This is a genomic window from Paenibacillus sp. Pae15, from assembly GCF_024519685.1.
Taxonomy (GTDB): Bacteria; Bacillota; Bacilli; order Paenibacillales; family NBRC-103111; genus Paenibacillus_G; species Paenibacillus_G naphthalenovorans.
Genome location: NZ_JALJRM010000036.1, coordinates 24,856 through 49,356 on the forward strand (window position 1 = coordinate 24,856; position 24,501 = coordinate 49,356).

The 24,501-nt window shown below is 53.3% G+C and carries 23 protein-coding genes; 5 read left to right on the top strand and 18 right to left on the bottom strand.

Annotation, left to right across the window (positions count from 1 at the left end; genetic code table 11):
• Positions 1–68 precede the first annotated feature (68 nt).
• The 13 genes from hfq to NR121_RS22385 form a co-directional block, all read right to left on the bottom strand.
• Entirely contained in the window at positions 69–308 is a 240-nt protein-coding gene (hfq, locus tag NR121_RS22325; RefSeq protein WP_054818203.1) for an RNA chaperone Hfq, read from the bottom strand.
• Between the two features lie 22 nt (positions 309–330).
• Positions 331–1,296 (bottom strand): tRNA (adenosine(37)-N6)-dimethylallyltransferase MiaA, encoded by a 966-nt coding sequence (gene miaA / locus NR121_RS22330; protein ID WP_054818202.1) that lies wholly within the window; start codon positions 1,294–1,296, stop codon positions 331–333.
• Positions 1,290–2,063 carry a class I SAM-dependent methyltransferase gene (locus tag NR121_RS22335; protein ID WP_054818201.1) on the bottom strand — a complete coding sequence of 258 codons (774 nt, stop codon included), beginning with the start codon at positions 2,061–2,063 and terminating at the stop codon, positions 1,290–1,292. Before NR121_RS22335 ends, miaA begins: the two co-directional genes overlap by 7 nt.
• Before the next feature lie 85 nt (positions 2,064–2,148).
• Entirely contained in the window at positions 2,149–4,071 is a 1,923-nt protein-coding gene (gene mutL, locus NR121_RS22340; protein ID WP_137669721.1) for a DNA mismatch repair endonuclease MutL, read from the bottom strand.
• Between the two features lie 14 nt (positions 4,072–4,085).
• Positions 4,086–5,543 (bottom strand): S41 family peptidase, encoded by a 1,458-nt coding sequence (locus tag NR121_RS22345; RefSeq protein ID WP_062408749.1) that lies wholly within the window; start codon positions 5,541–5,543, stop codon positions 4,086–4,088.
• A 46-nt stretch (positions 5,544–5,589) separates the two neighbouring features.
• Positions 5,590–8,283 (bottom strand): DNA mismatch repair protein MutS, encoded by a 2,694-nt coding sequence (mutS, locus tag NR121_RS22350; RefSeq protein WP_074726865.1) that lies wholly within the window; start codon positions 8,281–8,283, stop codon positions 5,590–5,592.
• A gap of 204 nt (positions 8,284–8,487) precedes the next feature.
• On the bottom strand, positions 8,488–9,978 hold the full coding sequence (locus tag NR121_RS22355) for a putative amidoligase domain-containing protein (RefSeq protein WP_054819915.1): 1,491 nt from the start codon (positions 9,976–9,978) through the stop codon (positions 8,488–8,490).
• A 202-nt stretch (positions 9,979–10,180) separates the two neighbouring features.
• Complete coding sequence (locus NR121_RS22360) at positions 10,181–10,747, bottom strand: outer spore coat protein CotE (RefSeq protein WP_054819914.1); 567 nt, start codon at positions 10,745–10,747, stop codon at positions 10,181–10,183.
• Between the two features lie 118 nt (positions 10,748–10,865).
• Complete coding sequence (locus NR121_RS22365) at positions 10,866–11,363, bottom strand: hypothetical protein (RefSeq protein WP_054819913.1); 498 nt, start codon at positions 11,361–11,363, stop codon at positions 10,866–10,868.
• Between the two features lie 93 nt (positions 11,364–11,456).
• Positions 11,457–12,260: an ABC transporter permease gene (locus NR121_RS22370; protein WP_062410942.1), complete on the bottom strand. Its 804-nt coding sequence runs from the start codon at positions 12,258–12,260 to the stop codon at positions 11,457–11,459.
• Between the two features lie 34 nt (positions 12,261–12,294).
• Complete coding sequence (locus tag NR121_RS22375; RefSeq protein ID WP_054819912.1) at positions 12,295–13,092, bottom strand: ABC transporter ATP-binding protein; 798 nt, start codon at positions 13,090–13,092, stop codon at positions 12,295–12,297.
• A gap of 100 nt (positions 13,093–13,192) precedes the next feature.
• Positions 13,193–14,212 (bottom strand): ABC transporter substrate-binding protein, encoded by a 1,020-nt coding sequence (locus NR121_RS22380; RefSeq protein WP_174350085.1) that lies wholly within the window; start codon positions 14,210–14,212, stop codon positions 13,193–13,195.
• Between the two features lie 162 nt (positions 14,213–14,374).
• A complete protein-coding gene (locus NR121_RS22385; RefSeq protein WP_256831953.1) occupies positions 14,375–15,892 on the bottom strand; it encodes a carboxypeptidase M32 in 1,518 nt (505 codons plus the stop codon).
• Between the two features lie 110 nt (positions 15,893–16,002).
• Here NR121_RS22385 and NR121_RS22390 point away from each other — a divergent pair, with 110 nt between their 5' ends.
• Together NR121_RS22390 and NR121_RS22395 are read left to right on the top strand one after the other, a co-directional pair.
• Positions 16,003–16,329: an iron-sulfur cluster biosynthesis family protein gene (locus NR121_RS22390; protein WP_062408757.1), complete on the top strand. Its 327-nt coding sequence runs from the start codon at positions 16,003–16,005 to the stop codon at positions 16,327–16,329.
• A 55-nt stretch (positions 16,330–16,384) separates the two neighbouring features.
• A complete protein-coding gene (locus tag NR121_RS22395) occupies positions 16,385–16,954 on the top strand; it encodes a beta-class carbonic anhydrase (RefSeq protein ID WP_054819917.1) in 570 nt (189 codons plus the stop codon).
• A gap of 57 nt (positions 16,955–17,011) precedes the next feature.
• Here NR121_RS22395 and NR121_RS22400 read toward each other — a convergent pair whose 3' ends face one another.
• Positions 17,012–17,590 (bottom strand): DUF309 domain-containing protein, encoded by a 579-nt coding sequence (locus NR121_RS22400; RefSeq protein WP_256831954.1) that lies wholly within the window; start codon positions 17,588–17,590, stop codon positions 17,012–17,014.
• A gap of 127 nt (positions 17,591–17,717) precedes the next feature.
• On the opposite strand from NR121_RS22400, the gene NR121_RS22405 reads away from it, so the two are divergent.
• The 3 genes from NR121_RS22405 to NR121_RS22415 all read left to right on the top strand — a co-directional run bounded on the left by NR121_RS22405 (position 17,718) and on the right by NR121_RS22415 (position 20,580).
• Positions 17,718–18,170, top strand: a complete 453-nt coding sequence (locus NR121_RS22405) for a hypothetical protein (RefSeq protein ID WP_306274610.1) — start codon at positions 17,718–17,720, stop codon at positions 18,168–18,170.
• A 36-nt stretch (positions 18,171–18,206) separates the two neighbouring features.
• On the top strand, positions 18,207–18,485 hold the full coding sequence (locus tag NR121_RS22410; RefSeq protein WP_054819911.1) for a YxcD family protein: 279 nt from the start codon (positions 18,207–18,209) through the stop codon (positions 18,483–18,485).
• A 160-nt stretch (positions 18,486–18,645) separates the two neighbouring features.
• Entirely contained in the window at positions 18,646–20,580 is a 1,935-nt protein-coding gene (locus tag NR121_RS22415) for a glycosyl hydrolase family 18 protein (RefSeq protein WP_256831955.1), read from the top strand.
• Here NR121_RS22415 and NR121_RS22420 read toward each other — a convergent pair.
• The 4 genes from NR121_RS22420 to NR121_RS22435 form a co-directional block, all read right to left on the bottom strand.
• Positions 20,530–20,889: a phosphatase PAP2 family protein gene (locus tag NR121_RS22420; protein ID WP_054819910.1), complete on the bottom strand. Its 360-nt coding sequence runs from the start codon at positions 20,887–20,889 to the stop codon at positions 20,530–20,532. The genes NR121_RS22415 and NR121_RS22420 overlap by 51 nt on opposite strands.
• Before the next feature lie 282 nt (positions 20,890–21,171).
• The gene (locus NR121_RS22425) at positions 21,172–23,247 is read right to left on the bottom strand and encodes a thioredoxin domain-containing protein (RefSeq protein WP_256831956.1); all 2,076 of its coding nucleotides are present in this window, start codon (positions 23,245–23,247) and stop codon (positions 21,172–21,174) included.
• A gap of 81 nt (positions 23,248–23,328) precedes the next feature.
• Entirely contained in the window at positions 23,329–24,054 is a 726-nt protein-coding gene (locus NR121_RS22430) for a spore germination protein (protein WP_256831957.1), read from the bottom strand.
• Positions 24,055–24,167: 113 nt separating this feature from the next.
• On the bottom strand, positions 24,168–24,501 hold a 334-nt coding region (locus NR121_RS22435; RefSeq protein WP_256831958.1), incomplete at its 5' end, for a tripartite tricarboxylate transporter permease.

Genomic DNA, 24,501 nt, shown 5'->3' on the forward strand with positions numbered 1-24,501 from the left:
TAATAGACGTACCGGATGACCAAAATGTTGCTTCCAAAAATTTGTGCTCTTGGCGCAGTCAAACGTGATTACTCGCCGCTTTCCGGCTGCTGCATCAAAGAAACCGCACGCTGCGGGGTAAAGGTCGAGATGGCATGTTTGTATACCATTTGCTGACGGCCTTCACTATCAATGATAATGGTAAAATTATCGAATGCGCGAATCACGCCGCGAATTTGAAACCCATTGGTCAGATAGACGGTGACTGGAATGTTCTCCTTGCGTAGTTGGTTTAAAAACGTGTCTTGAATGTTGATCGTCTTATTCATCCATGGGCCCCCTCCAAAATAATTAACGGTCAAGCTTAAGCTTTTGTGCTATTATAGCATGAATCTGTTCCAGGTGTGTAGGAAATTCTGCCAATTCACTCACATCAACCCATTCGATATCCTTCATGCGGCGAAACCATGACAACTGCCGCTTGGCAAAATGACGGGTGTCCCGCTTAAGCAGCACAACCGCTTCCTCAAGCGAATAATGGCCCAAGAGATAACCTGCAATCTGTTTGTAGCCAAGCCCCTGCATCGCAACCGACGACGGACTGCAGCCTTGTGCCAGCAAGCCTCTTACCTCCTCCACCAAGCCTTGCTGCATCATGGAATCGATTCGCTCTTCAATACGTTTATATAGTAAAGCTCTATCCATTGTCAACCCGACGATACACAATTCGTACGGCGACTGTTTTTTTTGACGTTTCAACTGATCCGACAACCGCTCTCCGGAGACATGAAAAATTTCGAGCGCCCGGATAATCCGCCGCTGATCGTTGGGATGCAAACGCTCCGCGCTTTCCGGGTCTACCTGCTTAAGCCGTTCATGAAGAGCTTCCGCGCCTTGCGCTTGGGCAAAAGCCTTCTGTTCTTCGCGGAAAGCGTCGTCCGAGCCGGCATCGCTGAATTGAAAGTTATAGCACACCGACTCGATATACAATCCAGTGCCACCGACGATAAAAGGCAGCTTGCCGCGTCCATGGATCTCCCGGATCAGTTCTGTGCATCTTTCTTGAAATTCCGCTACGGAAAACGGCTCATCCGGATCACGGATATCGATCATATGGTGCCTGATTCTGGCCCGTTCTTCGGGAGTAGCTTTGGCTGTGCCGATGTCCATCCCGCGATATACCTGCATCGAGTCTCCAGAAATGATTTCCGCGTTGTATTGTTCAGCCAGCGTAAGGCTCAGCTTCGTCTTGCCGACGGCAGTAGGGCCGACCAGCACAAGGAGCCTTGGCCGCTGCCGGTCCGTTTCTGTCAGCATCTGATCACTCCATAAGCAATTTTGTTCCCGGAGAGGTGCACTTCGGCAAAACCGAGGCGGGCGAATTGCTCGCTGTCGCGGTGCTCCTTCATGACGACGGCCCTGCGGGAAGCCCGTATCGCTTCCTGCACGCTCTCTTCCGACAGCGGCCGGTCGTCGGCTAATCCGCGAATCGCCCCTATGGAAGCCGACTCTGTGATCGGCTTGCGGAACATCGGATCGAAATAAACGACATCGACGCTGCTGTCCGGCAGGTCGCGCAAGTAGTCCAAATGGTCCATTTGGATCACCTCAATACGGCGCATGGCGTCATTCAAGCCGGCCACATCGGAATGATAGGTCTTCAGACCTTGCTGCAGTAAAAAACAAGGAATGCCCGCATTCTCAATCGCCGTCACCTTGCCGTCCGCCCCTACAGCAAAGGAGAAAACGAGCGCATCGGAGCCGAGTCCGGCCGTACAATCGACAATCCGGTCACCGGGTCTGACGCCTGCGATCTCCAGGAGGGGATCGCTTTCGCCTTTGAGCAGCCGCTTGATGCGAATAACCGCCGTACTGGGATGAAAAAACAAGGGTGCCCGCCGGGCATGATGATACTCGAGCCTTTCCTTGGACACCAGAAGGATCTCCTCGTCCCCGTATCGCCGCCTCAACTGCGACAAAGACATCTGCCGGCGTTCAATATAGCGGCCGTTCAGCAGATGCGCGAGCCGCCGGGCTTCTTCCAGCTGCGCGGGACAGGGATCATAGGAGGTAGTAACGAACAACGCTGATCACCCTTTACGGTTATGCTTCAATATTCACTACCATTATAATGCAATTGCGCGGGAACGCAAATTCCGCGTCCCGCTTTTATTGTACCCGTTTGAACATTTTTTCCAGCTCATAGGTGGAGAAGCTGACGACGATCGGCCTTCCGTGCGGGCACGTGTACGGATTGCGGCAGGCCGCAAGCCGGTCGAGCAGCGTTTCGATCTCCAGCGTTCCGATGCTTTGATTCGCTTTGATCGATGCTTTGCAGGAGCACATGATCGCCGCTTTTTCCCGCAGCTTGCCGATATCCACCTGCTTCTTCTCGCTTAACAGCCATTCGATCATTTCTTCTACAATCGCCTGCTCATCGCCTTTCGGCAGCCAATGCGGATAAGCGCGGACAAGAAAGGACGTTCCTCCGAACGGCTCCAAATACACCCCTGCCTGCTCGAGCTGCGGAAGCTTGTCCGCCAGTCTTTCGGCCTCTACTGCCGTAAACTCCAGGGTAATGGGAACGAGCAGCTCCTGGCTTGCCTCTTCAGGCCTGCCGAACATGTCAAAGAAACGCTCGTAATTGATCCTCTCATGCGCCGCGTGCTGGTCGATCAGGAACAAGCCTTCCTCGTTCTGGGCGACGATATAAGTGCCGTGAAGCTGCCCGATGGGCTGAAGCTTCGGGAAACCCGGCAGCGCCGGCGGAGTCTCCGGCTCCGGTGCCAGCGTGCGCAGCAGCGCGCCGGAAGCGGCGGCCGCTTCGCGCGGCTGCAGCCGCTCGCGCGGGGCCTCCGCCCGCACAGGTGCCGGCGGCTCACCGCGCGGCGCCGGCTCCGCCGCGAATGCGGGGCGCTCCGGACGCGGCGCATCGCCTGCAGGCGGCTGTGCCCACGGTGCCCGGGGCGCCTGGCCGACCGTGCCCGTCAGGCGCTCCGCGGCTGCGGGGGCCTGCGGCCGATACAGCTCGAGCTGCTCCTGCACGAGCGGCTCGCGCAGCCGCTTTCCCGCACCTCCCGGCTGTCCGGCCGAGGGGATCAACCGCTGCCGGCCGAGCGTTTCGCGCGTTTCGCGCTCGATCAGCTGCATCAGCTCGGGCTCCTTGCTGAAGCGCACCTCCAGCTTGGCCGGGTGGACGTTCACGTCGATCAGTGTCGGATCCATCTGCACGTGCAGCACCGCCACCGGGAAGCGGCCGATCGGCAGCAGCGTGTGATAACCCTGCAATAGAGCCTGTACCATCGGATAATTGCGGATATAGCGCCCGTTGATCACGGTCGTCATGCCGCCGCGGTTGGCCCGCGTAACCTCCGGCTTCGCGATAAAGCCTTCCAGCCGGTAATCCAGCGTTTCGCCGTAAACCGGAAGCATACTCTTGGCCACAGCGGTACCATAGATCGACGCAATGGTCTGAAGCAGATCCCCTCCCCCGGGCGTCTGCGCCAGCACATGCCCGTTATGCTTCAGCGTGATGGCAATGTTCGGATGCGCTAGCGCCAGACGGTAAATATAATCCGTCACGTGCCCGAGCTCCGTTTGGATCGTCTTCATATATTTCAGCCTGGCCGGGGTGTTGTAAAACAGCTCCCGTACCGTAATATCCGTTCCTTGGGGTGCCGTGGCATCGGAACGCTCCAGCACGCTGCCGCCTTCCAGCACAAGGCGCGTCCCGAGACCGCTTGAATCCGGGGAAGTCAGCAGCTCCACCTTCGATACCGCCGCAATACTGGGCAAAGCTTCCCCGCGAAAGCCGAGCGTACGGATTTGGAACAAATCGTGAGAGCTTGCGATTTTGCTTGTGGCATGGCGGTAAAATGCCGTTTCGCAATCCTCGCGATCCATCCCCGACCCGTTGTCGGTCACCCGAATGAGCTGCAGACCGCCTTCTTCAATGGTGACATCGATCCGGGAGCTTCCGGCATCGATGGCATTTTCCACAAGCTCCTTCACGACCGAGGAAGGCCGTTCGACCACTTCGCCCGCGGCGATCTGGTTGGCGATATGTTCATCTAAAATGGTGATTTTTCCCATATGCCCGGACTCCTTTACGCGGTTGGTTTCTTCACTTGCTCAAACCCGATCGTGATATTCCTGCCGTCATCGCTCCATTTCAGGGCACTCCATACGGAAGCCGCCTGACGAAGGCTCACAAAGCCTGTACCGTCTTTCAGCAGAAGCTCTCCGCCGGCAGAACCAAATTCGAATTGGCCGTCTGCGGAACCGATCCGTACCGTCCGGTTCGCCTCGTTCCACTCCACGGTACCGCCGATCAGAGCCGCCAGCACACGAGAGGGAACATAGGTTTGACCTTGTTCACGAATAACCCGGAAGGTGTTGTTCACGGCTAAACCGTTCACGGTCAAGTTCAGCCGCATCAGCGACAGGTCGATGCGGTTCGCACCGGCCAACCGGAGAGCCGTCAGCAGCTGCGGAACGTCTCCGCCCTCTACTTTAATGTCCGGCTCGATCCCCACTCCGTTCACTTTTCTGAACTTGGGAGTCAAATACTCTTGGATGGTAAGCTTCAAGGCACCGCCCGATTTCAGCGGAACCACCTGCTGCACACTGCCCTTTCCGTACGTTTTCGTTCCGATGACCTTAATCGCGCCATAATCCTGCAAAGCCCCTGTCAGCACTTCCGACGCGCTTGCGCTGTTTTCGTTGACCAGGAAATAAACCGGAAAAGGCTGCGTTGTCCCGTTCGTTATTTTCACCGGGTCGTCCACGTTATCGCGGTCCTTGGTATGCATCAGCGTACCCTCTTTCACGAAAAGCCTTGCCATTTGCTGAGCCGTCTCCAGAATGCCGCCGGGATTATCACGCAGATCCACGATCAGGCTTTGGATTCCTTGCTCCTTGAGCGCCGCCAGCTCTTGACTCATCTTCTCATCTGCGTCGCTGGAAAATCCGATCACCTTCAAATACCCGATGCCCGGCTGAAAACGCCCGGCCGTTACACTGGGAACCTGCACTTTTTGACGCTCGATCGTCAGGTCCTTCGGTTCGCCGTCTCGCGTGATTTGGAGGTTCACCTTCGTTCCGGGCAAACCGATAATCCTGGAGGTAACTTCCTCCAACGTCTTCCCGATTGCGGATTCTCCCTCCACCCTGACAATCAGGTCGCCTGCCTTCAGTCCCGCTTGGCTGGCCGGAGAACTGCCAAACACTTCGGTGATGTAGAGCCCGTCCTCTTCCATGGTTACCCTGACGCCGATTCCGACGTATTGATTCTCGACCGAGGCTTCAAAAGACTTCAATTCTTCCGGCGTAAAGTATACCGTATACGGATCGTTCAACGCATCGATCATCGCTTGAATGGCCGCATCGGACAATTTGCTTCCGTTCGGGGAGCTCACATGGTTTTGCTCCAGCAGCTCCAGCACTTCCGTCACGCTCCCCGCGCCCGCAGCCCAAGCCGGGGCTGCGGCCGGAAACAGAAGCGACAGCGATAGTACGGCAGGAATCGCCTTGCGTAAGAGCAAGTTTTTCATTGTTCGTTTCATGATTAGTCCCTTCTCCCCACAGCCTCTTCGCCTTGCGAATCTTGATTTAGGAGGACAGTTGTTTTTTTAATTCATATAAAAAGTTCATGGCCGCCATCGGCGTCATATTCACCAAATCGGCCGAACGCAGCTGTTCAAGCACCTTGTCCGCTTTGGCCTCCTTTCGGGAAGGCTTGTCCGCCTTCTCCTCGGGTATAGGGAAGAGGCTCAGCTGCACGACCTCTTGCTGCCCGGACTGAACCGGCTCGGACTCCTTTACCTGCGGAGGCGGCATAGGTTCATTGCGTTCTCCGCTTTCGCCGGCAGATGCCTGAAGCTGTCCCTGCAGCAGCTCTCCCCGCGCTTCAAACGCATGAAGCAGCTCGTAAGAGCGGTCGATGATCCTGGACGGCAGACCGGCGATTTGCGCGCAATAAATGCCGTAGCTGGTGCTTGCCGCCCCGCGGATCAGCTTCCGCAGGAACGTGACCTGCTGTCCGCTTTCTTTCACCGCCATGCAGTAATTGCGGAGTTCCCGCAGGCTTTCTTCCAGGTGCGCCAACTCGTGAAAATGAGTCGAAACCAGCGTTTTGCACCCGATCTGGTCGTGCAGATATTCGATCACCGCCTGTGCGATCGCCATGCCCTCGCCCGTGGACGTCCCCCGTCCCAGCTCGTCAATGATGACAAGACTTTTGGCGGTCGCCTTCTCGGTCATCACTTGAATATCCATCATCTCGACCATGAAGGTGCTCTGCCCGCCGATCAGATCGTCGGCCGCGCCGATGCGCGTGAAAATACGGTCAACGATCGGTATCCTTGCGCTCTTCGCCGGAACAAAACAGCCGATTTGCGCCATCAGGACAATCATCGCCACCTGGCGCATATAGGTGCTTTTACCCGCCATATTCGGACCGGTAATCAGCAGGATGCTGCCATCCTCTTTAGACAGCCTGGTTTCGTTGGCAATGAACACGCCGTTTTCCAGCACCGCTTCCACGACGGGATGACGCCCTTGCTCAATGAGCAGCTCATATTCGTCACTGATTTCAGGCTTTGTAAAGCGATTCGCGCTGCTCACGTGTGCCAGCGACTGGTACACATCCACCGTCGCAATCAGCTCGGCCAGCTGCTGCAGCCTTGGGATGTGTGCAGCGAGCTTGTCCCTCAGCTGGATAAACAGCTCGTATTCGAGATCGACCATGCCTTCCTGGGCTTCAAGAATGAGGGCTTCCTTTTCTTTTAGCTCGGGCGTAACGAACCGCTCGGCGCCGGCCAGCGTCTGCTTCCGTTCATAACGGCCTTCCTCCAGAGAGGCCAGATTCGACTTCGTCACCTCGATGTAGTAGCCGAACACTTTGTTAAATCCGATTTTGAGCGATTTGATCCCTGTTCTCTCCCGCTCATGCTTCTCCAGCTCGGCGATCCACTGCTTGCCGTTCGTGCTCGCCTCGCGAAGCTGATCCAGACGGGCGTTCAGCCCCGCCCGGATCATCCCCCCGTCCCGAATGGAGACGGGAGGGTCGTCCACGATGGCCTCTTCGATGGAGGCCATCAGATCCTGGCACGGATCGATCCGTGCCGCAAGCGCCGCCAGCGTGGCGGAGCCGCTGGTTTCACAAAGCTGCCGGAGCTTGGGCACCTGCGCGAGCGATGCCTTGAGCGCGACCAGATCGCGCGCGTTGGCGCTGCCGTAGGCAATGCGGGCCGTCAGCCGCTCCAGATCGTAAACCTCCTTCAGCGACTGCTTGAGCTCGTCGCGGACGATCAGTTGGCGGTACAGAAGATCCACCGCTTCCAGCCTTTCCTCGATATGCGTCCGGTTCATGAGCGGCTTCTCGATCCAACGGCGCAACAGCCGCCCGCCCATCGCCGTCACCGTCTTGTCGAGCAGCCACAAAAGCGTCCCTTTCTTCGAACGGTCGCGCACCGTCTCGACGAGCTCCAGATTACGGCGTGTGAACGGGTCCATCACCATATACTGGCTGGGCTCATAGACCCGGATATGCTTGATGTGCGTCAACGAACGCTTCTGCGTCTCCTGCAGATATTCCATCAAGAGCGCCAGCGTATCGCGGCCGCCCTCCGGAAGCGAGCGAAGCTGCGCCTCCGAGAAATGGCCTTCCGGAGACAAGCCTCCTCCTGCCGACGACCCGTCGCGCTCCCGCGGTGTCATCACCGCCGATTTCATCCAAGCCGCCGCCCCGCTGCGGATTCGCTCCAGCAGCGCGGCACTGCCCAGCACCTCGGACGGGCTGTACACATTCAGCTCGTCAAGCAGCAGCTCAAATGAGCCCTCCAGACGCGTCACGTAAAGCTCTCCGGTAGAAATGTCGCAAGCGGCAAAGCCGTAGCCTTCTCCGGAACGGACGACGGCAACGATATAGTTATTGCTCGTCTCGCCGAGCAAACGCGCGTCCATCACCGTGCCCGGCGTCACAATGCGAACGATTTCCCTGCGGACAGGCCCCTTCGCTTCAGCCGGATTCTCCACCTGTTCGCAGATGGCGACCTTATATCCTTTTTCTACCAAGCGGGCAATATAGCTTTCCGCCGAATGATACGGAACGCCGCACATCGGTATGCGCTCTTCCGCGCCGCCGTCCCTGCCGGTCAGCGTGATTTCAAGCTCGCGGGAAGCCAGCACCGCGTCATCAAAAAACATTTCATAGAAATCGCCTAAACGGAAAAACAAAAAAGCGTCCTGCACCTCCGCCTTGATGGCGAGGTACTGTTCGATCATGGGTGTATATTTGGCCATGCTTCATCCTCCAGATGCCTGCTGCGAAATCGCCCGCAAACATGCGTTTAACGATCCGTCGTGTTCTTATGTACAGCCGCGTTCTGCGGGCAGCAAGAGTTTCCGAAAGTTCGCCAAGCTTTGCAAACCTTCGTTACTCTATCTTTTAATTCTATCATGCCAATCATTATATCACGAAAAGATAGAGAACACTCGCGTTCTCTTCTATGCAAAGGGAGAGATTTTCCATTTGGGGCGGATGTCCTCCCGTTCATTCCAGGACCTCATCTGCAGCATCATGCGGCGAAGCGGAAGGAGATAGGATTCATGGCGCGCGTAACCGGGCAGCTTCTCCACATCACGCCAAAGCGCCGAAAGCAGCGGCCGGATGCGTGCTTTGTCCCCTTGATAATAGGCTCTCGTCACCTCGGGCTCCGCAAGCGGCCGCTGTTTCAGTTCAAGGTAATGTTCGGCCACCAGCTTCGCGAGGGCCAGCACCCCCTTGGCTACCGTCGGAGAAACCATCCAGCTCGGCAGGACGCGGTATTCGAATCCACCGTGCCTGGCCTTGCGAAAATCGCCCAGAAATCCGTATTGCGGCTTGCGCCAGCCGGTCGTCGTGTCCTCAAGCAGGGTCAGCGGGAGTGCAATATAGTTATCCAGCGCCCGCAGCAGCCTGCCGTCCAGCGGAGTCCCGCTGAAGTGAATATGTCCTCCCAGCGGAAGCCCGCGAACGGGCATTCCGCCCGCCACCCAGAGCAGATCCGAATCCGTGATCCGCTTTGCGGCAAGCTGCATCGTCCTGTGAAGATGAATGAGGAGCTCCCTCACCTCGGTGCTCGGCTTCGGCCGCAGCTCGGCCAGGGGGAATATTTTCCTTCGGCTTCGGAGCACGATGGCATCGCAGCCGAAGGGACCATCCTTATCGACATAACGGGAGGCGAATTTGACTTTCCCCCCCGGGGTAAGCAGCAGAAATTCAGGGTCCGCGCCCAGCATCACTTCTTTGTGCCGGCTGAAAACGCCGGAAGCCAACTGCTCGTCAAAGCGGTTCATCGCTTCGGCGAACAGCTCGGCCAGCCGGGGCGTCAATTGGGGAATCGCCTCCAGGCGAAGCACGGCCATCGTGCCGTCCGGCCTGACACCAACGCGGACAACGCCGTAGTCGAGTCCAAGTGCATAGATCGTTTTCACGGCTTCGCGCATCGCATGCGCGGCGTAATATGTAGGCCGGTCGGTCCCGAGCTCCGTCCATTCGGCCGCCGCCCCATCACGAATCCGCACCCCCGAAGGCGCGCCCGAACTGTAGTATACGCCAAAAGATTGATGAAACAAGGATAGCGCCTGCAGATGAAAAACGGGCACCGCATAGATATGGGTCCAGCGCCTCCCTTTCCCGGGAGCGGCGGCTGCGGCGGTCAGGTTCGTCCGCGCGGCTGACGACGGGTTCCCCTTTGCGGATGGGTCCTCTTCCAAAGCACAGTCTATTCCATGCATTTTCAACAGCTCTGCCACTCTTGCAGGCTGTAAAGAAAGGAGCAGGCTTTTGACCGGTTGAAGCGCCTCGGCATGGCCTCTTTCCGGATGGTAAGCGCCCCAGTGGATGATAAACCATGCTTCTTGTTCAGAAGGCAATCGGCTCCCGTGAGCAATGGTCAGCTTGTCTAACAACAGTTCCAGCGCAGGTTCGTTGGAATGCAGCAAAAATGCGCGCATAAGGAGGTCCTCCTTCTTCAAGTTTGCGGTAATGTCCAGGCGATGGCCAAGCCGGCAGGACTGCTGACAAGCAGTCTTGGCACATACCCGCCCTGCCCAACCAGCCCATTTTTAAGCGGACAACCGCCGGGAACAAAAAAGAGGGCTGACGCCCTCTGCCGAAATGCCTTGTTCCGGCATATGATGTTAAGGAAAGATCGGATCAGTCCAGTTCCTCGTCTAACAGATCGGGATCCAGGTCCTCATAATCGCCGTCCTCGGTGCTGTCGAAATCCACATGCTTGTCGTCGAAATCATCGCAGCCGTTAGGGCATACCACCACGCATACCTTCGTCTCTGCGATCATTTCCACCTTAAATTCCCGTTCCACGCGAATAAGCACAGTATCTCCATGAGAGGAGATGCTTGCTTCCACGCAGTTCGGTTCCTGGGTAGCGACAGCCGACACTTCCGCTGTAGACGGCTTATGCTTTTTATCAAGATAGTGAAGCGACACCAACTCCGAATAAGATACGGTTTCTTTCGCAACATCGGTTTTGGTATTCCGGTCGTAGGAATACCATATGTTGACGTCGTAAGTACCTACCACTTCCACATGTTCACCCGACTTTACCGCATCGTATTGGTTGTTGATGATCCAAGCACCCAAAATACTTGTCGGAGCATGAGGCGGAGTGATCGAGTTGGTTACTTGTGAGAATTTGCGTCCTTTGCCACAGACAGCCTTCGTATAGATCTCTCTGCACTGCAAATCTTTATCTATTGACATCCTTCTAACCTCCTCCATACAATCATTCATTACATTTGTATGCAGGACATTCGTCTAGTGTGCCATTTTCTTTGTCATTTTTAATGAATTTCAAAAGTTTCTCAGAAACGTGCCGTTGTTAAGCGTCCTGCCCCACAGGACGTTTTTCCCGTTTGGCTACGCTAAAATAGACCTTCCTCTCTTCCGTGATCTGCAGCAGCTCGGCGCGAATCTCGAACTCTTCTCGCGTTGACGGCAGCGGCATGGATTTGAACTGCTTTTCCAGCTCCGCCAGCCGGTTCTCCGCTCTTCCCGTACAGCGCGGCATCTTCACGTCCTCTGCGAGTTCCTCAAACACGCCAGCCGGCAGTTCTCCGTGCGGCAGCATTTGATAGACCCTGGCGACAAGCTGTACCCTCCGCCGAATCGCTTCCAATTGCCGCTCGCGCATATAGAAATAGGCGGGCCGCGGCGCCCGGATCGCCTGCTCCAGCATATCTTCAGCCTCCAGCAGTCCACCGCCTCCGCTCCAAATATGCTCTGTATCTCTCAAATGGCGCGCTAGCTCGTTAAAAATCTGCGAGAACAGCAGCACCACCCTCACTTTGTATTCGAGCAGATTCAAGCTCGACACCATGTACCCCGCATATTGCCTTTTTCAGATGTTATCCTTGATGAGCCTTGAGCACAAAAAAAGGAACCGCCCGCTGAGCCGATTCCCGTATACTCTTTACCGCCTTCTCCCTACCAGCTTGCCTTCGAGGTAAGCTACCCCTTGATACATCACCGTCGCCGCGATAGCAATGATAAACAAGCTGCCGATCACCAGCGTGAAGTTGAAGACCTGAAAGCCATAGATGATCAAGTAACCCAGCCCTTGTTTGGATACGAGGTATTCGCCCACGATAACCCCGACCCAAGACAATCCAACATTCACCTTAAGCGTAGAAACGATGGTGGGATAGGAGGCGGGTAAAATGACTTTACGGAAAACCGTACGCCGGCTCCCGCCGAAGATCTGCACGACCTTGATCAAATTCGGGTCCACCTCACGGAAGCTGTTATAGATGACCAATATCGTGATAATCACGGTGATGGAAAGCGTGGTGGCGATGATCGACATCATTCCGGGCCCGAGCGCCACGATAAAAAGCGGCCCGAGCGCTACTTTGGGCAAACTGTTCAAGACGACAATGTACGGATCCAGCACCCGTGAAAGAAACGGGGAGAACCAGATGAGTGCTGCAATGGAGGCGCCCATGACCGTGCCCAGCAGGAAGCCGACCACCGTCTCCCATACCGTTACCCAAGTGTGAACCAGCATAGTTCCGTCAGCCGTCTTCTCCAGCAGCAGCCCTGCGACCCGGCTGGGCGAGCTGAACAGCAGCCCGTCAATCCATTGAAGCCGGCTGGCCGCTTCCCATAACCCGATAAACAAAATCAGCATGGTCCACTGTGTCAAACGAACATAGAAGGCAAGCTTTCGCTCCCTGCTGCGATACTGCTCGAAGACTCGCTCGGCCAACGGATCCATGGAGACTCCGGTCTCATTCCGAAGTCCGATTCGTTCACTCCGCTCCACTTTTGTTCCCTCCCCTCTTGTCCATCTGCTCAAAAAGCCCCCACAAATAATGAAACAATTCATGAAATCCGTGCTCCTCCCGTGCTTTGAGCGGCAGCGCCCTGCGGATCGCTTCGGGCACTTCCACCTCCGCCAGCACGCGCCCCGGATTCGGACGCAGCACGATAATACGGTCGCTCATGGCAATCGCTTCGGAAATATCGTGCGTCACGAGCACCGCGGTTTTTTTCCGTGCCTTCAGCGTTTGGGCTACCAGGTCCTCAAGCTGCAGCTTGGTTTGGTAATCGAGTGCGGAGAACGGCTCATCCAGCAGTAAAATATCCGGTTCGGGAGCAAGTGTCCGCACAAGCGCCACCCTTTGCCGCATTCCCCCGGAAAGCTGGTGGGGATAACGGTCAACCTGATCGCTCAGGCCCATTTCATCCAGCAGCGCCAGTACGGACGAACGGGTATGCTCATTCAGCCGGCCGAGCAGTTCCAAACCGATCGACGCGTTCTCATCAATGGTGCGCCACGGGAATAAGTAGTCCTGCTGCAGCATATACCCCACCTTGGCCGTCGGCTTCCGAATCTCCTCCCCCAGAATGCGAATGGTCCCGGAAGTCGGGGGCAGCAGTCCGCTGATCAGTGAAAGCAAGCTCGTCTTGCCGCAGCCGCTTGGACCGATCAGGGTCACGAATTCACCCGGACGGATGGTAAGATCAATATCTTTAAGCGCTGTGAAAGTGCCTTTCCTATTGACATACACCTGCGACACGCCGTTCAATTCCACGGCGGATATCATGCTCATCCCTCCCTTGCCTTGTCTTGATGAAGATAGCGAAGAGGCGCCCGGCTTTGATTTCCATGACCGCCCCTATCGCTGCTTGATCCTCCGTCTTTCCTCATTCTTTTACGGTTTGCTTAGCCTGTTCGGCAAAGCGGGTATCGACAAGCGTTTGGTGATCCACCCGCTGCTTCAGCTCTCCAGCTGCCTGCATGATGTCCTGAAGATGGTTCCACTCCTGCTCATCGACAATCCCGTCGGTTGCGAAGGAGCCCTGACTTTTATAGCGCTCTACGACGCTTTTTATAATTTCCTTATCCGTATCCTGGAAAAACGGCGCTATCGCCTCCGTTATTTCGTCGGAACCGTTTTTCTGCACCCAATTCTGGGCCTGCTGCACCGCATTCGCAAACTTTTGAATCGTTTCATGATTTTGATCGATGTAGCTTTTTTTGGCCATAAAGACCGTGTAAGGCAGCTTCCCGCTTTCTGCCCCGAACGAGGCGATCACATACCCTTTTCCTTCCTTCTCGAACATCGTCGCCTGCGGTTCGAACAGCTGCACATAATCACCTGTTCCGGAGGCGAACGCCGTAGGAATGTTGGCAAAATCGACGTTCTGGAGAAGGTTCAAATCCTTATGCGGATCGATACCGTGTTTTTTCAGCGTATACTCTCCGGCCATCTGCGGCATTCCGCCTTTTCTTTGACCAAGGAAGGTGCTCCCCTTCAGTGTATTCCAATCGAAATCGCCCTCCGGTTTGCTGCGGGAAACCAGAAACGTACCGTCTGTTTGCGTCAATTGAGCGAAGTTAATCACCGGATCGGCACTGCCCTGCTGATGCACATAAATGGAAGTTTCCGATCCGACCAGCGCGACATCGATGCCTCCTGACAGCAGTGTCGTCATCGTTTTATCGCCTCCGAACGTTGTCGTCAGCTCGATATCCAATCCCTGATCCTTAAAAAATCCCTTGCTGATCGCCACATACTCCGGGGCATAGAAGATCGAGCGCGTGACCTCGCCCACCCGCACCTTCTGAATGTCTCCCGCCTTTTCCGGGCTACAGCCTGCAAGCACCGCACCCACAGTCAGTATGAGCGCAAGCACAATAGCATACCCTTTTACCCGCCGCATCGTTTTCATAGGCCAGTCCCTCCCTGTCTGCTTCTACAATTCTTGATGCCATCATATGCACCCGCCCAAGGAAAGGTTCAGGATGGACCGCCGGAAAAGTCGTCAACATGGAATAAGGCATTCCCCGAATGCCCAAGGAATGCCTTGTTAATGAATGAATGTTTAGAGCCTGTAAATATCCGAATATTTCTCGCGCAAGTAATCCACCAAATAGTCGGGATTCAACTCCTCTCCGGTGACCTGCGTAATGATTTCCGTTGGCGTCAGGCTTTTGCCGTGACGGTAAATTTTGTCCGTTAGCCAGTCCTTGATCGGATGCAGATTTCCTTCCCGAATCAGGGCGTCCATGTCCAAATCCTGCCGAAGCGTACGCATGATCTGCGCCGCGTACATATTGCCGAGCGCATAAGAAGGGAAATAACCGAAAGCGCCTCCGGACCAGTGCACGTCCTGAAGCACCCCTTCCCCATTGTGGGCCGGTACGACTCCAAGGTAGTCGCGGTATTTTTCGTTCCAGATCTCCGGCAGGTCAGCCACCTTCACGCTGCCGCTGAACAATGCCTTTTCAATTTCGTAGCGGACCATAATATGCAGATTATATGTAAGCTCATCGGCCTCGATGCGGATCAGCGAAGGCTTCACTTCATTGGTAGCCCGGTAAAAGTCCTCCATAGCGACATGGTCGAACTGTCCGGGGTAATTGTTCTGCAGCTTCCCGTAGTATTGGGTCCAGAAAGGACGGCTCCGGCCGATCATATTTTCCCAGAAGCGGGACTGCGACTCATGAATGCCCATCGATGTGCCGGTGCACAGAGGCGTGCCGATCAGATCCGGCGAAATGTTCTGTTCGTACAGTGCATGCCCGCCCTCATGGATCGTACCGAACAATGCACTGTTCACATCGTCGGGCAAATACCGGGTCGTAATCCGCACATCGCCCGGATTCAGACCGGTAGCAAACGGATGGACGGTTTCGTCCAGTCTTCCGGCCTCAAAATCATAGCCCATTTGCTCCAGGATATACAGGCTGAACCGCTTTTGCTTTTCCTTATCAAACTCCTGTTTTAAAAAGGACGTATCCGGTTTATGCGGCGAAGACTGAATGGCGGTAAGCAGCGGCACAACCTTCTCACGGAGCGCGCCGAATACCTGATCGAGCTTCTCCACCGTCATGCCCGGCTCATACATATCCAGCAGCGTGTTATACTTATGTCCCTTGTAACCCCATAAATCGATAAACTCCAGATTCATATCCACAATTTTTTCCAGATAAGGCTGGAAGCCCACAAAGTCCGCCTGTTCTTTAGCTGCTTCCCATGCCGCTTCCGACTGGGAAGTGAGCACAACGTATTCCTGATAGCGTTTGGGAGGAATTTTTTTACTGCGGTCGTACTCCTTCCGGCATTCGCTGACGATCTTCCTATATAAAGGATCCAGCCGGTCGTTCACCTCAGGGGAAGCAAAATAGTCCAGAAACGCTCCCATTTCATCCGACACCGACATTTTGAACAGCTCGCCGGAAAGCTCGCCTACCACCTCGGAGCGCGTCGCAATCCCTTTTCTCGGCGCTCCCGTGCGCATATCCCAATAGATGAGTCCTACGGCTTCCTCGTAGCTTTTCATCTTTTTTAAATAGTGCTTGAAGTCGTTCAACTTTGTTTCAAAGCTTGATGTCGTCACTCGGCATGCCCCTTTCCTTTATCGGTATATCTTGATCATACTTCCTCTTGAAAACAGAAGCAAATTTCTCCAAAATGGGGTATGATAGATAGAGGAGGAGAGTGAACACCATGCATATTACTTTTACCGAAGAGGCCGCCAGGGAGATTGATTCAAAGTTGAGCGCCGCTGCCGGCGGCAAGCTGAAGCTGGTCTATGACGCGGAAGGCTGCGGCTGCGCGGTCAGCGGCGTGCCGACGTTATGGATTACGGACAAGCCCGACAGCAACGATTTCACGGTTCAGGACGAGCCTTACCCTCTGCTGATGGATCGCAAGCATGAAGTGTTTTTCGAGGAGCGCATGACCATAGATTACAAAAAGAGCGGTCATTGCTTCGTATTGACAAGCGGCGGCCAAATTTACAATGCCCACATGCGGCTTTTGGACAAAAGATAATATAAAGAGCAAAGAAAACTGGATCATAGATTTGACCTATTGGGGAGGACTAGAGATGTCTATATTATCCGATATTATCGAACACAATCAGGCATTCGTGGAGGCCAAAGCGTACGAGCAGTTTAAAACCACCAAATTTCCCGATAAAAAAATGGTCATCCTGACCTGTATGGATACACGTCTTACCGAGCTGCTGCCCAAAGCGATGAACCTGCGCAACGGAGATGCCAAAATTATCAAGAATGCCGGGGCGATCGTCTCCCATCCGTTCGGAAGTATTATGCGGAGCATCATTGTGGCGGTTTATGAGCTCAATGCCAAGGAGGTCTTTGTTGTCGGCCACTACGAGTGCGGCATGACCGGACTGAATGCGAAAGATGTACTGAACAAAGCCCGCAGCCGCGGCGTAACGAGCGAGCTGATCGATACGCTGCAGAATGCGGGTATCAATCTTGACGGTTTTCTGACCGGCTTCGATTACGTGCACGACGGTGTCGTCAACAGCGTAAAGCTGATCAGAAACCATCCGCTGCTGCCCAAAGATTTGCCCGTGCACGGCTTAATCATCCATCCGGAAACGGGCCGCCTGGACATCATCTCCAACGGATATGAGGCCATCGGCTGAACGTATCCATGGACTAAACGAAATCATCGCGGAGCTGCCGATATGCGTTATCGGCCTTCACTGCGATGATTTTTTTATTTCAGCTTCTCCATCATCCGTCTCCCGCTTCAACCGCTGCTTCCGCTTGAGCTGTTTCTGAAGCTCCCGCTCCGCCACGACCGTGCTACGGTCGCGCAAGGTATGCTTATGAATCAGAAACGCATCGTTCATATCCGTTGGCTGTCCCCATACTTTGCCGGTGCGGGCGCAAGCCTGACCGCATAAGGTTGTCAGTGTCTCGTCCTTCAAGGGGATGTCCAGATCCGAGTAGATGAAGCTCGCCGGATCCATGCATTCCTGCAAACGAGCCTGAAGGCGCTCCCTGAACTTCTCTCCATCGATGCCAAGTCGTTCCAGCCGTTCCTTGTCTAGCCGCTGGATGGCGCTGGTTAGCATTTTGACCGCTCCGGACAGATTGCCCCGTCTTTGATGGTAAAGCGAAACAGCCACCTGAATCAGGCCGACATACGCTTCGCTGTTCGGGTCTTCCGGATGCTCCTTCCAATATTCTTCCAGCACTTCGTGACATTCGAAAAAATCCCGCTCGGCATGAAAATGAAACAAATAGTCGATATAAGCTTTCGGGTATAAGTTCATCGGCATTCATCCTTTGGACGTTCATCAGATTTTAATTTTATTTTAACCTTTTCGTTTAAAATGTGAAACCATCGTCAACATTGATCGTAGTACATCTTGAAAATACTATATATACTGGAGGATGCTCATGATGTGGAAGAAAAAATTGTCTATGATTCTGTTGGCTAGCGTGGTCGCTTTATCGTTTACAACGGTCACCCTGCCTGATCAGGCGGACGCCAAAAGATCATACAGCTCTTCGAAGAAAAGCTTCAGCCCAAGCTCGGGATCGACAACTCAAACGCCAAACAATAATATCAATCGAAACCAATCGACGACGTCCAACCAACAGGCTGGTACTGCGGCAACGCAAAAACCCGGATTTTTCGGCGGCGGTTTGATGAAAGGCTTGATGATCGGCGGTCTGGCAGGCATGCTGTTCGGCGGCTTGTTCGGCGGTATGGGCTTCCTTGGCGAAATGCTCGGCATGATTGTCAACCTGCTTGCGATCGCGGCACTGGTTCTCATCGTGTTCCGTCTTATCGCATTCTTTAAGGACCGCAAAAAAGAAAAACTCAACGAAGAACCGAAGCGTTTGTAATGTATAAAACTCTGTTCAAAAGAGGTTAGCGCGCTAATGAGACTTTCGGAACAAGATATCATCAATGCCATTTGCCTGAATATTGCTGAACGCAAGCAAATTCAGCCCACGCAGGTTGAAGTGGAGCTCATGTGGGATGAGGATTTGGGCTTCTCGGCGGAAGTGCATGCGGAAGGACGCAGCCAAATTCTGATTGCCGCCAATATGCTGGAAGCGATCGAACGGTATCTGCTGAAGGAGTACAACATGCGGGTGTTCCGCGATCAAATCCAGCTTAACCTGGAAGACGAAATCGTTGCAGACATCGTACAATAACGGCAGCAGCCCCAGCCCCCTGTCAAGAAAATCTTGGCAGGGGGCTTTCGTTTATTTCACAATCTATTTTATCTATGAAAATACCCTATTCATTTCCAACGCAACTTATCACCCTCTTTTTACGTTTAATAGAGTAGACTTACTAGAAAGAGGTTGATCTATGTTGAAGCGCAAGGCATTGCTGTCCTTGTCGGTCTTGACCCTGTTCTTTTCTTCCACTGGCTCCGTAATGGCCGCAGACAAAACGACCAAGTATCGTGTCTATCAGGATACCCGCATCATACTGGAGACATCGGATTATAAATCTGCTGAAAATTACGCCAAAAACTATCATCGGAGCCATGTCGAGGACATCGCCACACGTCAATGGCTTTGGGATAGTTATCCCCGCTACAAGGTTTACCAGCACGGCTACAGCTCAACCGCCTGGGAATTTGCCACGCGGGATGCGGCGATAAGGGAAGCCGCCAAATGGGGATTCTCCAGTGTGCGCGATTTGCAATCGGGCGGTTGGATTTGGAATAACTATCCGAAGTACCGTGTGTACCAAGGCGAAATCACGCTGGACCATTGGAAGTTTCAAACCTTGGTCGAAGCCATGGCCGAAGCCAAGAAATGGGCCAATTCCTACATCGTCGATTTGGATACAAACCGCTGGGTATGGGATAACGTAACGGAAAGCAGAAAATCGGAGCTTCGCCGTTCCGGAAAGAAGATATATCAGGTCTACCAAGGTACATACACCACAGATAGCTGGAAGTTTGCATACCTTGGCGATGCGGTGAACGAATCGCTGAAATGGTCTAATTCTATCATTCGCAATACGGAAAACGGTAAAGTCGTCTATTCCAACGTGAAACCTTACAAAGTATATCAGTATGATAACTTTCTTCAATCGTTTCTCAGCTTGAATGATGCGATCAATTATGCCAAGCTTTACGATCACACCAAAATCATGAACGACAATGCGCCGGCCGTGGGCGGCAAATCCGGTCCTATTTGGAATAATTATCCTTATTATCAAGTGTACCAAAACGATAAATGGATTGCCGATTTCTCTACGATACCTGCCGCTTTACGGTATGCCAAAGGCTATGCCAATGCTTCGATCCGCACTTACAGCGACGGAATAAGCATTTGGGATAACCTGCGCAAGCTGCAGTTCTGGGGTTGGAACGGCACCTCCAGCGATGCGACGATTCGCGCTCATGTCAACAACACTTCAGGGCTTGATGTCGTTTCGCCGACTTATTTCCAACTCGCGGACCCTACGGGGAACATCACGGATTCCTCGAACAAAGAAACCGTAGCTTGGCTCAAACGGCAGGGATATACCGTATATCCCCTTGTCGCAAACCAGTTCGATTCGGCGCTGACGACTCAGTTTTTGGCTAAGCCGGAGGCCCGCACCAAATTTATCAACGACCTGGTCAGCAAAGCGGTTGCTCTTGGCGCAGACGGGCTTAATATCGACTTTGAGAATCTGGCAGGTTCCGACAGAGACCGCTTCACCGCGTTTATGCAGGAGCTGACGCAAAAAGCACGTGCACAGAAGCTCATCATCTCGGTCGACCTGCCGCGCGGCAGCCTTAGCTGGAATGATAAAACGGCTTTCGATCACGAGAAGCTCGCAGGCATCGTTGATTACATCATTACGATGACCTACGATCATCATTGGAAGGGCAGCACCGAGCCAGGTTCGGTCGCAGGTCTTTCTTGGGTGGAGGAAGGCGTGAAGGAGTTTTTGTCCTACGGAATTCCAAGGGACAAGCTGATTATGGGGATTCCCTTCTACGTTCGGGAATGGCAGGTGGATTCCTCGGGCAAGCTGGTCAGCAACCGGGCCTTGTTCATGAAGGACCTGCCCAAGCTGATTGCCGAGAAGAAGGCGTCGATGACTTGGGACAGCCGGTTTAACCAATACAAGGTGGAGTACAAGCAGGACGGCTTCACCAACGTATTTTGGCTTGAAAATGAAGAATCGGTCAAAGCCCGTCTTGCCATTGCCAAGAAGTATGATCTGGGCGGTGTAGCCGCATGGCGATTAGGCTACGAGCCTCGTGAGCTCTGGAATGCCATGATACAAGAAAAATAAAATGATAAAAACGGACAACGTTTCCTCGTAAGGAACGGTTGTCCGTTTTTTCGATGTGCCGAAATCCGGTGACCGCCTGCTCAACAAATTCCGGTAGGAGCTTATGTAACGATAGCCGGAGCTTGCGGTACGCTTATCTCTGATGATCAGAAAAGCCGTCGAGAAACAGAAAAGCCCCGCCAAATATCCCGCGGCAATATCGGTTATGTAATGAACGCCAAAATAGACCCGGTTGTATCCGACTCCGAGAATCATCAGTGCTCCGGCACTAAGCCATATCGAAGGCCCGGACGAAGCATCGGCCGCCATATTCGCTTGGCCCCAAGCGTCCCAATCGGTTTACATCGTCTCGTAGTACCGACATCATGATCAAGGCAAATCCCATTGCGCTAACCAATGCAACCGCCACTGCCCATCTTTTTTTCTAATCAAGCCTATGACCTCTCCTTTGGTTTAGATTGCCATTTCTCTTAGAAATCGTACCGGAATCTATCAGGTTCGGTCAACCCTGGTTACAGGATTTCCCGCATTCAGGGGCCTGAACATAAATAAGGCCGAGGAAATTTGATCCCTCGGCCTTGCAAGAACTCTTTATAAATTTAGCAGCTCCCGCAGCTCTTCAAGATCGCTTACCGGAGACTGGCATGCGTAATTTTCACACACATAGACCGTTGCCCGTCCACCTAGCGGCAGTTTATCCTGCACGAGCGGGATCAAACGTCCGGTCTCTTCAGCAACGGCCGGATCGGACGTTCGAAGAATCGTCAGCGCGTTCGGGAGGAATGACTGCCGCACCTCCCGGATCATCGCTTGGGTATCGTCCTTTACCGGATCTCCGGCGATCACGATTTCCGTCGGCGCTCCATACGCAAAGTCTACTGCCATCAGAAACAACGCATGACCTGAAGGATAGCGCTCCACCGATCCGGCGAAGGCTTTCAACTGCTGCTCTGCTTTTTGCGACAATGCCGCATTGTAGGTGTAGCGCGACAGCTTCTGCAGGTTTAGCGCGGCAGCCGAATTTCCCGACGGCATAGCGCCGTCGTAGATTTCCTTCGGTCGCGTGAAGAGCTGTTCCCCGTCTTCTCCGTAAAAGAACAAGCCGCCCTTGGCTTCATCCCAGAACAACCGCAGCATCTCGTCATTCAGCTCTACCGCCTGACGGAGATAGTCTGGCTCAAACGTAGCCTCATAAAGCTCAATCAATCCCCATACCAGGAAGGCGTAATCGTCGGCATAGCCGAGATAAGCCGATTCTCCGTCACGGTAACGAGCTAAGAGCCTTCCATCCTCCCTGCGCAGCTTCGTCAATATGAAAGCGGCCGCTTTCTTTGCCGCATCGGCATACTCCGGGTTATCCAGCGCCTTGGCCGCTTTGGCCAAAGCCATGATCATCAGACCGTTCCAGGAGGTCAGAATCTTGTCGTCTTTATGCGGATGGATGCGCTGCTCACGGTGGGCAAAAAGCTTTTGACGGGAAGCCTCCAGCCGCTCTTTCAGCTTTAATTCGTCCAATTGCTTCAGGCGGGCCATGGTTTCTACCGTAGCGTGAATCAGGTTCGGGATGCTGTGCCCCTCGAAATTGCCGTCTTCCGTAATATCATAGACTTCGCAGTACAGCTCTCCCTCTTCCTCCCCGAGCACCTGCTTCACTTCTTGAGGAGACCAGACATAAAATTTCCCTTCCTCCCCTTCCGAATCCGCATCCTCCGCCGAGTAGAACCCGCCTTGGGGATCGGTCATATCCCTTAGCACATAAGCAATAATCTGCTCCGCCACGTCAGCGTACCACCGCTTTCCCGTCGCCTGATACGCTTCCACATACGTCATCGTCAGCAAAGCGTTATCGTATAGCATCTTTTCAAAATGCGGCACCAGCCACTTCTCGTCCGTAGAATACCGTGCAAAGCCATATCCGATATGATCGTACATGCCTCCGCGGAACATCGCATCAAGCGATTTCTCCACCATATGCAGCGCTTTCTCATTGCCCGTCCGTTTCCAATATCTCAGCAAAAACGATAAATTATGGCTCGTAGGGAACTTCGGCGCATCCCCAAACCCGCCGTAGCTTGCATCAAACATACGTTCATACATCTCGAACGCGCGATCCAGCAGCCCCTCCGATAAATCCCCCTCCAGATTGGCGATCAGCCGCTTCTGCGTCTCCTCCACAACCTGCTCGCCGATCTCGATCACCTTGTCCTGATTCTCCTTCCACTTCCCGGCGATTTGCGGTAAAATATCCATCAACCCATGACGCCCATATCTGCGGGCCTTGGGGAAGTACGTTCCGGCAAAAAACGGCTTCTTCTCCGGAGTCATGATGATCGTCAGCGGCCATCCCCCCTGTCCGGTCATCGCTTGACAAACGGACATGTACAGATGATCGACATCCGGACGCTCTTCCCGGTCCACCTTGATCGAAACATAGTCGCGGTTCAGCAGCTCCGCCACTTCTTCATCCTCGAACGATTCTCTTTCCATAACGTGACACCAATGACAGGTGGAATAGCCGATGCTCAGAAACACCGGCTTGTTTTCTTTTTTCGCCCGGTCGAAAGCTTCTTTTCCCCACGGATACCAGTCTACGGGGTTGTAAGCGTGCTGCAGCAAATAGGGAGATTTTTCGTTGGCCAGTCGGTTGGGTTTATGCTTTGTTGTCAAGAAGCATCGCCTCCTTGTTCCATTGGTTATTTTTGTTATTTGAAGCTTAGCATATTCTGCAGTAAAAAGAAAAACCCATGTTTAAAAAGCAAACAATCGCAGAAAACGGAGCATTGTCGCATAATAAGGACGTGAATAATAGTCTTCTGCGGACTGGAATGATTCCAGCATGAGATGAGGCACAATTAAAACCGTTGTGCTTCCACCAATGAAAATAGCCGCTCTTCCTTCGAGCAAACGTGCGGCAACCACATCAGGCCTTTCGGTATTGGAGATTGTCGGGAAAATGGAGAACGGAGCATCCTCAATAAATTCTTCGATATATCCCACAAATCCTTCTCTGGGGCCGCGCACGGTGGTTTCGGTAACCGGTTCATCAATGCTCCGCATTTCCCATGCCCGGGCACCCGGAACATAAACGTAGTCTAAACCGTCAACAAACAAAATAGGATCCCCCTGCATCAGCAAGGCGATACCTTTTTTCATCGATCTCTCTTTTTTTATGCTGCTCATGCTAAGGACGTTTTTTTCAACATAAGTCAGCAGTTCTGTTCCTTCGATTTCATGAAAATCAAGATTCATCAAGGGTTTAAGAACATTTTCGTTTACCGTGGTTTTTTCGTATAAGCCGTCAATAGCGACTAAAAAAGCTTGGATCTCTTGCTTCTTGCCGATCGAAAAAGAACGAAACACGATGTCCGAGCTTTCTTGAAATAATTCTTGCATGTAGGAAACAAGTGAAAATGATTGCTCGGGGAATGAAGCCCAATGAATAGGATACACAAAGGGGGCAGGCGGATTGTTCATCCGCCTCTTTTAATTTTTTCTGGCATTTTTCATAACTTCCGCAGGTAAATCTTCGACCGTAATGGAACTGCAAAATAGACTTAAAACGTCCATTAAGGCCATTATTCCGAATTTTACCCTTCGTGCTTTGTTATTCTCCTATTCGTTACCGTTAATTTATATATTTTACTGATCACAGGCAAGCAAAGAATAAGAATGGTCAAGATCATAAAAGTTAAAGATAGCGGTCTTGTAAAGAAAATCGTCATATCGTTTTTGGAGATTAAAAGAGATTGCCTTAAGTTTGTTTCGATCATCTTGCCAAGGACAACAGCCAGAACGAAAGGCGTTAGCGGAAAGTCAAACTTTTTCATGAAATAGCCCAAGAGCCCGAATATCATCATTAAACCTATATCAAAAAAGCTGTTTGACAACGTATAAACACCGATAAAGCAAAGAGCGGCGATC